Source organism: Diaphorobacter sp. J5-51, assembly GCF_001023515.1.
Lineage (GTDB): Bacteria > Pseudomonadota > Gammaproteobacteria > Burkholderiales > Burkholderiaceae_C > Diaphorobacter > Diaphorobacter nitroreducens.
This window is the reverse complement of the sequence record NZ_JSYI01000029.1, coordinates 20,219-32,955: the sequence shown is the minus strand read 5'-3', so window position 1 is coordinate 32,955 and position 12,737 is coordinate 20,219. Positions and strand designations below refer to the sequence as shown.

Below are 12,737 nucleotides of genomic sequence, written 5' to 3'. Positions count from 1 at the left end.
CTGAAGCCGTCACTTTTTACTATCGGCACTCTTGGGCTTTCTGTCTTCAATATATCCGCCAGCCTTCAGAGTGTTCTGAATATCCATGGTCACATCCTGAACGTCTTCAGGAATTGAGGCAACCGCAGTGGCGTTCAATACGATCAAGCCTTTTCTTGAGTATGTATGGAACTGTTCAATCATTGCCTTGGTGAATTCCGTCGTCTTCGCTTGCATCTGGTCAATGGGAATAACTCCATCACGAACCTTTTCACCAAGAGCCAGCACATGCTCCCTGGCGATGAGCTCTACGTCCACCACCACGAAATTCGTCGCTACCGTCTTTTTCTCGTCTCCAAAGATTGGCGGTGCAAGCTTGAACACCAACACAGAGACCACCGCAGACACCACTGCATACAGCAGCAGGTCGGCGATCAGCGTGCCAATGCTTGACTTGGCCTTGTTCGTGGGGGCAGCAGCCGTGCTGACGGGTTCTTGCTGACCAGGTGCGGCGACCGCTGCGTCGCGGGCGATATGAGGCTCTTGGCCACTCTCTTGCATGACTTTCCTTGGAGATGACTATGGACGCCTGCGACTTTAGTTTTTTTCACCAAAGAAAGCGGGCGCCAAAAGCGCCCGTTTTTGTCACGTTTCGAGTTTGGCGGCTGTTGTGCTGACTACCGGATTGCCCAACCCTGGAATTTCAAGTCAACGGCCCCAAGGTGCATTTTTGAAAAAATGTAGCCAAACAGTACGGCATTTGCCGCGATTGCAAATATTTCCATTCCGCTTACGATTGGCGTGGAATGAATTGCGGCAAATGCCAACAACAGTATACCCACTACCACAAATAGCGATCGCGCTGCCATTTGAAAACACATCAAACCAATTGCAATGCAAACGATTGATATGACGACAGCCCAGGACAATATCAGTTGAGCTTCTAAAATTTCCTTCTGCCCTATCCTGCCACCGAAAATGACAACATCGATCCAGCTTGCGAGCTTTTCTGAAATCAACAGAAATCTCTCCCTCGGCGTCAGGATGTATTTTGCAAATTGTTTAGGAAGCGCCATGGCACGCTGATTGGCCACGTAGAGATAGGCGACAACGCTCATGAGCCAAAAAAACACGGCAACTCTGAACACCGTGATATTCTTGTTTCTCATGGCGTGGTTATCTTGACTTGACGCGCCAGATGTTCTGGTCTCTCTGAAGATGGTCTCACCAAGCTTCGTCGGCGGCATAGGCGAATCCTTCTCCCGCCACCGATCGTGCATGTAGTCGCGATCCATAAGGCCCATCGCAACCTCAGCCGTGTCGCTGAATGAAGTTCTCGATGGCCTGCACCGGTTGCACGCCTGCTTCGATGTCCGCGATGACCTCCGTGCGTTCAGCGCCAGATGTTGAGAACAACACTTGTGAGAACCGATCCACCACCAGCCGTGCGACGCCCGTGCCTTGCTCCGTGTAGAACATGACCTCGGAATATTTGCCTGGAATCGAGTGAACCGTGCTCAGCAGGTAAAAGCCATAGTCCCCCAGCGCCAGATGGCCATCCTTCTTCACCTGCTCAATGGATTCCGCCGTTTGCTTCAGAATGAGCTTGAAGGCACTATTCGCCGCAATGGCGCGGCCGGAATCCGATTTGTACAGATCGGCAATCGATTGCGTCACCACCACCGCAGAGCCGCCGTATTTACGAAAGCGCCGGTAGGCATGCTCCATGAACCGCGCCACCATGGGGTCATCGAGCAAGTCCCAGGCCTCGTCAATGATCAGGATCTTCGGCCTGCCGTCATTGGACAGGTACATCTCGCGTTGAATGTTGGCGATGAGCTGCATCAGCACCACCTGCTGCAGCGTCTTCTTGCCCTTGAGCTCTTCCAGCTCAAGCACCACGAGGTCATTGGTCAGATCCACATTGGCCTGGCCATCGAACCAGTAGCCCTCGGAGCCATAACGCGTGAAGCGGTACAGCATGTTGCCCATGTCCACGGTACGCGAGTCCTCCTGGTGCGTGAGGTAGTCGGCCACGTCCGTGATGGTGGAGCCGGAGCCCATGCGGCCCCAGACGGCCTTGACGGCTTCCTCGATGCGTGAACGTCGGTAATCATCCAGGCCGTCTTCGGGTGCGGCCATCTTCTCGATCGTGGCCTGGATCAACGCCACCTCCTCGTCGATGTCCTTCACGGTGGAGAACGGGTTCAGACAAATGCCGGACTCAGGGCCGAACTCAATGAATGAACCCTGCAGCAGCTTGGCCAGCTTCAGATACGAGCGCCCCACGTCGATCACCCACACCTTGGCGCCCATGGACATGTAGTCCATGATCATGGCCTGGGTCAGGAACGATTTACCAGCGCCCGACGATGCAAAGATCACGCCGTTGTAGTTGGTCGGGCTGTCGTAGAGATCCATGGACATCAACTGGCCACGGCGGCTTTGCAAGAGCATGCCGTAGCCCTTGCCTGGTTTGGCGAAAGCCGACGTACCCTTCCACTCCCCCATGATGGGGGCAAAGGTCAGGGCCTGCTCGACGGCCATGGTCTTGAAGCGGAACGTGTTCTTGATGCTCTCCGCGCTGGGATACAGGGGAAAGGAGTTCCAGAACGAGGGGAGCACCACGAAACGCTCCTCGCCCATGGCGAAATCGAACGATTGCATGTAGGTGCGCAGGCTCGACACCTGACGCGAGCACTCCTCGCGGCTCTTGCTGTAGACGCTCACCGTGAGCGTAGCTTCCACCACGGTGGCGCCCTGCTCCACGGCATTCACGAGCACATCCATGCCCTGCTTCTTGAAGGCCAGCTTCGGGACGAAGCGCAGCATGGGGCCGAAAGCCTGGTAGTTGATCATGGCCGACTTCTGCTTGATGGCACTGGTCTTCCCGTACTGGTTGGGATAGTGCATCGTCAAGTTGATGTGGTACGGCAATTTGATCTGGTTGTTGGCCCCCAGCGGATCGCCAATGATGAACGCCATCAGCGACAGCGCATTCTCCTTTGGCCAGCGGCCGACAGACAGCATTTGCACATGCGTATCGTCGTTAAACGAGATCTCGTCCTTGCGGATTTCGAGGCTTTCCCCAGGAACAAACACCTGCTCCTTCAGGGATTGATCGTCGCGATAGCTATCGAGCTTGGGATCATCAAAGGGGTGTGTCAGGCGGAAGGCCAGCTCCAGATATTCATTGGCATTCATCCGGCGAAGGAACAGCCCACACACCTGCATGGACTCGGCAAGCTTGGCGCCGGATTCGGCCAGCTTGTCGATGTCGTTGGGACTGGGCGTGACGCCCTTGAAGGGTGACTTCACCGTGAGCACCACACGGCGGTCATGAATCTTGTTGCCGATCGACGGCAGATTGGACTCTTCGCGCGATCTGGAAATAAAGGCTGCGCGGCGCTTGTAGTAAGCATCGAGCATCATGCGGGTGGATTCATCCGCAATGACGCCCAGACCTTGTTCTCGGCGCTGCTCATAGCGTCCGATTTGGATGTCGATGTCGGGCATGCCGATGATCGACAGCTGCACGAAGCTGCCCTCGGGCAGCGCTATGGACAGCGCCCCCTTGAGCATTTCAGTGGTCGTATCGTCCGCACCGTTGACCGGATCCCCCCAGTAGCAAACGCCTACGTGGCCGTCGTCCGTCAGAAAAACACCGGTATCCTCATCGTAGGCTGTGACTGGGATGTATTCGTCGGGACTGACACGTTGCGTGGCGCGCTGGATGGAATGAAGCAGTGCAGACATGGCGAGGGCAGCCTTAGATGGGGGTGACGACAGAGATGGCCGAGGAGATCACGCCATCGATCACGCCGGGGCCAAAACCCGCCGTCAGCGCCATCGCAATGCCGACCACGGCCGCAATCACGGACTGCTTGATGACGCCCACGCCCAGGCCCACCAGCAGCGCCGCCACGCCCAGCACCTTGCCGAGAATGCCGTTCGACCAGCCGGTGAGCTGGTCATACACCTGGGTGAACTCGCCACCGCCCGAGCCCGCCATGGCTTGCAGCGGAATCACTGCGGCCACGGCCAGCAGGCATGCCAGTTGCACGTTGCGTGCGGCTTTGTCGCCCGTGTTGATTTGAGTCTTCATGAAATTACCTTTCTAAGGTTGGTGGTGGGGAAACGGTTATTTCTGGCGGAAGTTCGGTGCCAGGAATTGCGGCGCCATGCCTTGATGGCGGATCTCTTGTTCGCCGAAAGCCCAGCGCTTGGGGGTCACTTCGGTGTAGACGTAGCCAGACCAGTTCAGGTTGTCGCCCTGGTCGATCCAGGGAGCGATCCAGATGCGCATGACCTGGCTGGGCTCGCGCAGCGGTTGCGCTCCGGGGTCATCGGCAACGGCCAGGGTTGCGGACGGGTGCAGCCGGGTCAGATCCAGGCGCACTTCCTCCTGGGCCTTGTTGCCGTTCTTGCCCCAGCTCGCGGGCGTGCGGCCGTTCTTTATCGCGGCGGGCGCCTGGTTGGTTTCGTTGTAGACCTCGAATGGCGTCGGGCAGTTTTTGTCCTGGCAGGAAAACTCCGAGGTACTGGCGGTATTCAGCGTGGAGCAACCGGACAGCAGCGCCAGCGCTGCCATGGCTGCGGGAACAAGGATGCGATTGCGAAGGGTGTGGTTCATGTGAATTACCAGCCAAGACCGTTTTGGAAAGTTGCCCTCGATCCGCCGTGGGCGCCTGGCTCTGTGGCCTTGATGGCGGCCTCGGCGGCAGCGACTGCGGGGCTCGTGGCAGCGGGCAACGAGGCCAGGGGCGATGGGCTGGCCGGTTTGTGCTGCGGGTTCGCCCGGTTCTGAGGATCCTGGGGAGCGGACACGCGCTGCAGGTTGGTCGATCCCTTCAGGGGCAGGTTGGAACCTCGCGTGACAATCACGGTCACCACCTCGCCAGCGGGCACCTCCACCACGGGGAAGGTTTCCTTGGCCATGTCCAGGTAGAACTTGGCGATCATGTTGGTGGCAGTGCCGATACCACCCGCAACGCCCGATTGGGTGATCGAAGAAATCGATTCGTCCTGGTAGAGGGTGTGGCCTGAAGCGGGGTTCAGGTTCAGCGCAGGCACGCGGGAGCGATTGAGCGCCTGGCCGATGCCGCCCAGGGTGCCCGCCAGCAGGCTCTGCGCGATCATTTGCCCCTGCTTGGACACCAGACGGCCGGGAATGCCCACCTTGCCATCCGTGCCGACGATGTAGGCGTCCAGCGTGTTCTCGATGACTTGGCCATCGTGGCGCACGCAGGTCAGGACTTCGGCCCGCATCAGGGCGCGCTCGGTCGAGAGCTGGCCGTAGCCAGCGGCCATGACAAAGCATTCGCGGATGTCAATGGAGGCATAGTTCGGCAACAAGGCCTCGCGCTTGATGCGCACCACCACGGGCGTTGGGTTCCGCTGTGCCACCGAGGACGTGGGTGCATCCAGACCCGACAGCAACACGCCCGTGAACATGGAGCCAGCGGGAATGAACGCCGATTCGGGCTTTTGCGGTGCCTTCACGCTCACCTGGGATGCGTTGAGCTTCGCCTCGCTCTCTTCCTTGGTGACCTCCCCGTCTTCGGCAACGACGCGAATGGTCTTCGCTGCGGGAGCAGCATCCACAGCCGATGCCTGATCGGCCGGGGATGGCTGCGCGGGCGGTTCAACCACGGGCTTGACGGCCACCTTGGGCGGAGGCGGCAGGCCGACACCCTTGTCCACCGGGGCATCGAAGACGCTGGTCTGTGGCGTCAGCTCGGGGATCGGATCATGCAGATCCACGGGCTTTTCCTTGTCTTTGGGAAGGTCATCACTGGAGTGGCCTCGTTGGCGCTCGGCCATGAGCCGCTCCAACTTGCCTTTCACCTCTTCCTGCTGCTTTTGCAGGATCTGCATTTGCGCCGTGAAGGCTTCGACGCCCGTGGCGCGCGTGGGCGAGACCACGGTCACCTCGGGCTTTTCAGCACGTGGATGGCGGTTGGCCTTTTTCTCCGACACGGATGCCAGTGCCCAGCTCACCCCCAGAACCAGGGTGATGGCAGCGATGGCCATCGTGGTGCGCTTTTGCGGCGGAGTCAGGTTGTTGAACTTCTGTGCAACGCTCATTGGCCCTCTCCTTCGCCAGAAGAATTGGGCTTATCCGCCAGCAGAAACACGTAGCTTTGCTGGCCAGGCTGCAGGGCCAGCCTGGGGAAGAAACTCACGGCCTTCACCCCTTTGCGGAAAAACGCCGTCTCCAGCAGATCCAAGGGCTGCTCACCGGAGTTGCGCACTCGATAGCGATAGATGTCCACGACGGAGCCTGTCAACACCAGCTCTGGCTGCACATCCAGGGTGCCCATGCGCGCCACGCCACCTTCGAGTGGCACGGGCGAGAAGCCGGGGATCTTGCCGCGCACGGCCTGGGTCATGAGCGAGCGAACGAAGCCGGTGTAATCGTTGGCCTTGGGTTGCACCACCTCGGCTTCCTCGGCCGTGGCGGCTGCCAGCGAGAGGTTTTGCACCGTGCGCAAGTCCTCCAGCTTGACAATCAGGTTCTGGCCGGGAATCTGGCTGTCGGGGATGATGGTCAGGCTGATGGTCTGCGAGGTGTTGGCAGAGTCAGCGATATACAGACCCACAGGCTGGTCGCCCTTGGGGGTGTAGTAGATGTCACTGCCAACGATCTTGCTGGGCGATTCCGTGGTATCGATCAACACCGGCTTTTTGAACGGCGTGGCGATGCGGTTCAGCAGGTGCGACGACATCTTCACGATCTCATTGACGCCGTTGCGTGTATGCAGCACGAAGGGCTTGAGGGCTGGATCGTCCTTTTTCAGGCCCGGCATGTTGATTTCGCGCTGGATGGGATCCAGCGGCTGGCCCCCCGCCCTTTGCGCCTCGGCTATCAGCTTGTTGATGTCCTCGGGCGCTTTGCCGAGCGGGCCTGGAGGCAGCTTGACTTCGGGCGCCTTTTGCACCACCTGGGAACCGCCCGAGCCAACCTTCGTCGCAAAGCGGCTCCCAGCCTTTTGCTCTGGTTTGGCAGCTGTGTCCAGCGCATTGGCTACGGCGGGAGCGGCGGGCTCGGGCTTTGCCGCCGTTGCCTGAAGGGTGCTCGCGGGCGAAGTCGGTGCCTCGTTTTCGTCGTTGGCCAAGGCCGCAAGCGGCCAGGCCAATTGCATGGCGATTGCCAGTGAGGTGATTCCAAAGGCTTTTTGCATTTTATTTTGCGCTTTCAACAATTTGCTCTTGCGGAGTCTCTTTGGACTCATCAGCCGTGATTCCTGGTTTGACGCCTTCATCCATTTTCATGACCGAGAAATCAGACGGCACCGACGTTTCTATTTCCTTGCCATTCCATTTATCTGGCAATGCATAATTGGGTATGACCGTGCCGTCCTTGCTTGCCTTTTGCGCCCACCAGTTGACGGAATGGATGTTGGTGCCCTCATAGCTCGTAAAATGCGTCACCCAGGGACGGCCCTCACGAATACGAACCCCCAGTTCATAAATCACGTTCTTCGTATACTTCGTGGAACCGGCAGTGCTTGTAATGATCGCCCCGGTCACGAACACCCGCGAGGTTTCCACCTCATACTGTATGGAACTGGGCAGGAACGAAATCACCGATCCCGACGCCTTGAAAACCGGGTCTTCGATGATGGTCATCAACTGCTTGCGAAAATCCGTGTATATCGCCGGATCCATGAAGGCCGACACCGAATCCAGCACCACCGTGGACGACTTCGGCTGAACGTTGCCCACCAGGGTCGCCATGTAAAGGCCGAAACTCTTGATGTATTCGCGGTTCGCTGATGTCCATGCGATTTCCGCTTTCTTGTCCAGATTGGGCGGCACCAGTACCACGCGCTCATGGTTATTGCCGAGCGCAACCATGGCATAGCTGACGCCCATCGCCAAAATGATGTTGGAACACACCATGGCTATGGTCAGTGATTGCAACTGCTTCATGTTGCGCAATGCCGATATGAGTTTCACTTGACCGCCTCCCGCATGGCGCCGCTGTCGAATTTCTTGTTCATTCCCATGAGGCCGATCCACCATGCCATGTGGAAGAGCACGCCGGACATATTGGCATTCTTGAAGCGGCTGAAGAACTTGACGAATACCACCGTCATCACAATCCCGACAAGCAGTTGATCCCACATGAACATGACGATAAACATCGTCAGCGATGGGAAGAATTCATCGAGTTCCCAGAAGAATATTTGCATCTGGTCATCGACATAATTTGGTATTGGTTTTTCAGTCACTGGCCGACCTTCACAAGAACAATGGAATTGACCTTCTGGTCATACTTTGCGCCACCCAATATCACCTTGGATTTATCAATCCCCTTGGACTGAAGTTCCGGTAGCAATTTTTTCCATGCCGCCATGGTCGCATTGACACCATCTTCGGACATGGGGCCTTCATTGAGAAACTCGACGTAATACCGATCGGTGGACGATCCCTTGAATTTATTCAGGGCCAGTTTGCCTTCGGCGCTCAAACCATCGCCAAAAATCCCGAATTGATACGACTGCACCAGAGCCCCTTTCAGGCCAACCGGCTGCTGCAAAGCGGAATTCTTTTCGCCGATACGCTCGTGGAAGCGCTGCAGCCTGCTTTTTTGCAGATCCACACCGGCAATCCATATCACGCGGTCATCCGGCCCGGTCACGTTGTCGTTCATGTCGCCGCGCACAATCTCCATGGATTGGATGACGCCGGTTTGATCGCTGGTCGCCGTCGCCTGGCGTTCCACCCAGCCTTGCTTCTTGGCCGGTTCAATAATGTCAATGAACTTGGGCGCGCAGCCGGTGATGAATATGGATAGCCCAATAAGGATTGGTAGCCTGGCGCCGACCTTCGCTTGCGTGAACTGAGACATTCTGTTATTGCCCGCCTTTTTCATGTGTGGTGAACTTTATGCGGCGGGCAAAAAAAAACAGACGCAAAAAGCGCCTGTTTTTGATCCTATTGCCGATGGCGGCAATGCTCTGGAATGCCTATTTGTAGATCACTTCCTGGGCCGTCTTGCCCCCGAGGTCGCCCTCGACTTCGACGCTCACCGAACCAATGGTGCCGTTGGTCAACCACTGCTTGGAAATCAGGAACGTCTTGGAGGTGCTCTTTTGCTCGCGGCCATCGAGCTGGTACGTCCAGGTGTAGGACTTGATGTAGCCAGCATCCACCGTGCAGATGGGGGTGACCAGAATGCCGCTGGTGGTGTTGGAGAGTTTGATCTCGCAGTTGGGGTTGGGCGCTCCCTGCACCTTCACCGCGACAGTCTTCTCCCCATAGGCGCCGGACTTGGTGATGGTTCTGACCGTCACGTCGTAGTCACCCGCGTTGGCGAAGGCGACATAGTTGCCCGAGCCCGTGAACTCGCCCACCTTCGCTCCGTTGATCATGGCCTCATGGCGCAGGAATGAGTCACCACGCGGCAGCTTCAACGTCTTGACGCCGATGTAGTAGTTTCCTGGTGCAAAGAAGTTCTCGCCGTACTTGGAGACGATGGACAGATCGGTCTCGATGGTCGCTGGCGGCAAGATGCTGAACTCATCGGAGGTGATGTTCACCGCATTGCCGCGTGTGTCGCTCACCTGCACCGCGATCTGGAAATTCCCATGCTTGTTGATGCTCAGCGTGCCAGCGGCCTCGGTGCCCGAGGTTTGCTTGATGCCATCGGGCAGCGACCAGGTATAGGTCAGCGGCTCGCCCTTGAGATCACCCATCCGGAAACCGGGGGTCTCGATGGTGAATTTCACGGTCGCTGGCACATCCAGCACCAAGGGCTGCAGCTTGATCTGCCAGCTCGTGGGCCAGTTGTAGGCCCAGGTGCTGAAGGAGAAGGTGGCCACCGACGTTTCATCGGGGAAGCCGTCCACGTAAGTGTAGAAGCTCAGCAACTTGTCCTCTGGACGCGGCGTGAACACCAGATCCGCGCCATCGACCCGCGTGCCATCGGGCAGAACCCAGTATCCCTTGAGCACGTAGCCCTTGTTGGCGTTCGAGGACACTACGTCATTGATGGTCGCCTTGTAGTTGTACGGCTTGCCTGCTTCCAGCAGGGTCGGGCCGGTGATGGCCGCACGCGCGGTCAAGGGGTTGACGGCGCGCACACCAGCGGTCTTTTTCACCGAGGCCTGGCCGTTGTCTGCGGGTGCGCCTGTTTGGCGGCTGACCACTTCGATCGAGTAGCTCTTGGCTTCGGTGGGGGTGAAGGTGAAGGTCTTTCCATCGGTAGGCCCCACATCCTGGTAGCCACCGGACGTGGTGATCTTCCAGGTGTACTGGGCCTCGAAACCTTGTTCGGTCTCGATTTCAAACGTCACGGGGCGCTTGGCCTGCACCACGTCAGGCCCCTTGACCTTGAACGACGGCACGTCAAACGCCGACAGCTTGATGGGTTCGGTCGTGAAGGTCGCTCCCGAATACTTGTTCACCAGCACGGCGCGGTACTGTGCCTCACCAGCCGCCTCCACGGTGGCGATGTAGTTGATGCCAATGTGCTCCACATCGGCCTGCCCATTGCGCATCACAGACTTCCAGGTGCCATCCGCACCGAGGACTTCCCAGGACACGGCCTTGACGCTCGACTGCATCTTGGGATCCTTGAAGTTGGTCACGATGGTTTGCACGAATGGCGCCTTGCCGCTGCTGTTTTTCACGGCCAGGCTCGCCTCAATGGAGCTGCCCACAGAGGTGACCAGCGAGCGGATTTTCGATGTCGCGGAATTGTTTGCGACTTGTCCGCTGGTGCTGACCATCTGTGCCTTGGCCACGATGGAGCGAACGCCGACACTCAGGGTGCCGAGGTTGATCTCAAATGTTCCATCGCTGTTCACCGTGACAGGTTGCGACATCACCTGAGCGGTTTTGTCATTGACGATGGTCACCTGCCAGGTGCCCATGGCTGCGGGATCAAAGATCAGGTTCTGACCCTTGGCGATGCCCAGCCTGCCGTGAATGATGGTGTCAGCCTTGTCGTGTGACAGGAATTCCTTTTCCAGGTCAGCCACCGGCCCGATGGGAATGCCGATGAAGTCCATGACCTTGGTGGTTTTGTACTCCGGCGCCTTTTCGTACCAGGATTCCACCGTGACTTTGTAGCTGTCCCAGGGGGTATCCGCCTTCATGGCCATCGGCACGCCGGACTCCAGCACCGTGGTGTAGACCTCCTTGATTTCGTCTCCAGGATAGGTCACACGTGTCTTGACGCCGCGATGGCCGCTCTTGACGCTCATGGTTCCCAGCGAGCGCGCCTGCGCGAGATCCACCAGGGCAAAGTTCTTGTCCGGATAGTCAGCCGAATTGGCTGCGTAGAACGGATCGATCAGCTTGTCATTTCTGAAGTTCAGCTGGATCGGTGTCGGCTCCAGGCCCGTGATGTTGATGCTCGATTCCGGCGTCTTCGATGGGTAGAAGGACGTTTTTTTCGTCGCGGGATCGGTGTAGGTCACACCCACACGGTACTTGATGGTGTTGTCGCCGACATTGGAGACCGCCCCACGCAAGGCGTTTGCGAAATACGGACTGTGCTTCATGCCATCCGGAATGTCCGTGAACTTGATGGCGCAATCCGTACCTGAGAATTGACCGAGGATGTTATCGGTCTTCATGGTTCTCAGGATCTGGCACGTATCGGTGGATGGATTCGTGAGAGATGCCCGGACATCCATGTCTTCGACCTTCACCGCAATCTTCTGTACTGGCGTGTCGATGACCACTTTCTTGGCCGGATCCCAACGGGTGGAGACGATCTTGACATTCGGTGCATCGGGCAGGTTCAGCCAAAGCTTGGTGCTTTGCTGCCCTTCGGCCTCTTCAGTGTCCTTGACGTTGATCTGGTACACGCCAATGGCGCCGCCCATGCGGTTGATGTCAATCGGCTTGTCCGCCGCCAAGGCAGCGCCGTCCACGGAGAGGGTGTCGCCCTGCACCTGATCGACCACGGCTGGCAGCGTCGCCATGTCAAGAGGCCGGTTCGTCAACGGGTTCGACAGGGACAAGAGCGATGTCATCCCCGGAAACTCTTCGACCAGCGGCAGCGACACGGGAACGGTTACCTCGGGGCGCCGGTACAAGAAATCCACGCTCTTTTTGGTTTCCCCACCAATGGTCGGCAGCGCCGCCTCGATGGTGAAGTTGCCGTTGCGCAGGGGCGGATAACCAGTGACCGGTATGGAATTCGAGTTCGCCTTCCCCATGGCCAGAGGGATGCTGGTGCCGTCTTGCTTGACCAGGCGCAACGCGCTGGATCCGCCGCTGATGTTGAACGTGGCGCGCTGGCTCGCATCCGTCAGGTTCAGCTTCGCCTGGCTGGACGACTTCATTTTGAGGTTGACTTCCTGCACGGAGTAATGGCCCGCAGGTAACGACGCCATGAAAACCTGAGCCACAAAACCGGCCTTCACCACGTCATAGTTTTCCGGCTTGAGCACCCCATCAATCGAAGACGCGACCACATCCGGCCGCGCTTCCAGTGCCTGCAGAGGCAGCCTGTAATCGACCAGCGTATCTTCATTGCGGATGATGACATAACCCCCCTTGGCGTCCAGCGGCCTATCGCCCGTGGCGGTGTCAAACGCGTAGCCTCGAATGGTCAGGATGCTCGCTGGAGCAATGGTGGCGCCCGACGACTCACAGGCATTGACATCGTTGACCTGGCACACCTGGCTGATGAGTTCAGCGCTGGCGGTGATATGCCATGCACCAAACGTCACAAGAATGGCTGCTGGAATCGTTTTTAGAATTGCTTTCATCAGACGTGCTCCGTTGGGTGATGA

The 12,737-nt window shown here is 58.0% G+C and carries 11 protein-coding genes; all 11 read right to left on the bottom strand.

The genetic code is table 11. The features are described from left to right. Positions 1 to 9: 9 nt before the first annotated feature. Positions 10 to 540, bottom strand: a complete 531-nt coding sequence (locus OX89_RS04160) for a hypothetical protein (RefSeq protein ID WP_047349682.1) — start codon at positions 538 to 540, stop codon at positions 10 to 12. 116 nt (positions 541 to 656) lie between these two features. Next, the gene (locus tag OX89_RS04155; protein ID WP_157497294.1) at positions 657 to 1,274 is read right to left on the bottom strand and encodes a hypothetical protein; all 618 of its coding nucleotides are present in this window, start codon (positions 1,272 to 1,274) and stop codon (positions 657 to 659) included. Between the two features lie 16 nt (positions 1,275 to 1,290). Continuing rightward, entirely contained in the window at positions 1,291 to 3,735 is a 2,445-nt protein-coding gene (gene traC, locus OX89_RS04150; protein ID WP_047349680.1) for a type IV secretion system protein TraC, read from the bottom strand. 13 nt (positions 3,736 to 3,748) lie between these two features. Continuing rightward, positions 3,749 to 4,084 carry a TraA family conjugative transfer protein gene (traA, locus tag OX89_RS04145; protein ID WP_047349679.1) on the bottom strand — a complete coding sequence of 112 codons (336 nt, stop codon included), beginning with the start codon at positions 4,082 to 4,084 and terminating at the stop codon, positions 3,749 to 3,751. 36 nt (positions 4,085 to 4,120) lie between these two features. Continuing rightward, positions 4,121 to 4,612, bottom strand: coding sequence for a type IV conjugative transfer system lipoprotein TraV (gene traV, locus OX89_RS04140; RefSeq protein WP_047349678.1), 492 nt, complete (start codon positions 4,610 to 4,612; stop codon positions 4,121 to 4,123). A gap of 5 nt (positions 4,613 to 4,617) precedes the next feature. Further along, positions 4,618 to 6,066, bottom strand: a complete 1,449-nt coding sequence (locus tag OX89_RS04135; RefSeq protein WP_047349677.1) for a TrbI/VirB10 family protein — start codon at positions 6,064 to 6,066, stop codon at positions 4,618 to 4,620. Next, positions 6,063 to 7,244, bottom strand: coding sequence for a type-F conjugative transfer system secretin TraK (locus tag OX89_RS04130; protein ID WP_047349676.1), 1,182 nt, complete (start codon positions 7,242 to 7,244; stop codon positions 6,063 to 6,065). Before OX89_RS04130 ends, OX89_RS04135 begins: the two co-directional genes overlap by 4 nt. Further along, entirely contained in the window at positions 7,165 to 7,914 is a 750-nt protein-coding gene (locus OX89_RS04125; RefSeq protein ID WP_234305500.1) for a type IV conjugative transfer system protein TraE, read from the bottom strand. Before OX89_RS04125 ends, OX89_RS04130 begins: the two co-directional genes overlap by 80 nt. Before the next feature lie 23 nt (positions 7,915 to 7,937). Next, on the bottom strand, positions 7,938 to 8,216 hold the full coding sequence (gene traL, locus OX89_RS04120; RefSeq protein WP_047349674.1) for a type IV conjugative transfer system protein TraL: 279 nt from the start codon (positions 8,214 to 8,216) through the stop codon (positions 7,938 to 7,940). Next, entirely contained in the window at positions 8,213 to 8,836 is a 624-nt protein-coding gene (locus OX89_RS18410; protein ID WP_157497292.1) for a hypothetical protein, read from the bottom strand. Before OX89_RS18410 ends, traL begins: the two co-directional genes overlap by 4 nt. Positions 8,837 to 8,954: 118 nt before the next feature. Next, entirely contained in the window at positions 8,955 to 12,713 is a 3,759-nt protein-coding gene (locus OX89_RS19005; RefSeq protein WP_234305499.1) for a PKD domain-containing protein, read from the bottom strand. Positions 12,714 to 12,737 lie beyond the last annotated feature (24 nt).

Coding starts and splice junctions, on each gene's coding strand:
- OX89_RS04160 (WP_047349682.1), bottom strand. CDS start 540: ATGCAAGAGAGTGGCCAAGAGCCTCATATCGCCCGCGACGCAGCGGTC.
- traA (WP_047349679.1), bottom strand. CDS start 4,084: ATGAAGACTCAAATCAACACGGGCGACAAAGCCGCACGCAACGTGCAA.
- OX89_RS04135 (WP_047349677.1), bottom strand. CDS start 6,066: ATGAGCGTTGCACAGAAGTTCAACAACCTGACTCCGCCGCAAAAGCGC.
- OX89_RS04125 (WP_234305500.1), bottom strand. CDS start 7,914: ATGAAGCAGTTGCAATCACTGACCATAGCCATGGTGTGTTCCAACATC.
- OX89_RS04130 (WP_047349676.1), bottom strand. CDS start 7,244: ATGAAGGCGTCAAACCAGGAATCACGGCTGATGAGTCCAAAGAGACTC.
- traV (WP_047349678.1), bottom strand. CDS start 4,612: ATGAACCACACCCTTCGCAATCGCATCCTTGTTCCCGCAGCCATGGCA.
- traC (WP_047349680.1), bottom strand. CDS start 3,735: ATGTCTGCACTGCTTCATTCCATCCAGCGCGCCACGCAACGTGTCAGT.
- OX89_RS18410 (WP_157497292.1), bottom strand. CDS start 8,836: ATGTCTCAGTTCACGCAAGCGAAGGTCGGCGCCAGGCTACCAATCCTT.
- OX89_RS19005 (WP_234305499.1), bottom strand. CDS start 12,713: ATGAAAGCAATTCTAAAAACGATTCCAGCAGCCATTCTTGTGACGTTT.
- OX89_RS04155 (WP_157497294.1), bottom strand. CDS start 1,274: ATGGATCGCGACTACATGCACGATCGGTGGCGGGAGAAGGATTCGCCT.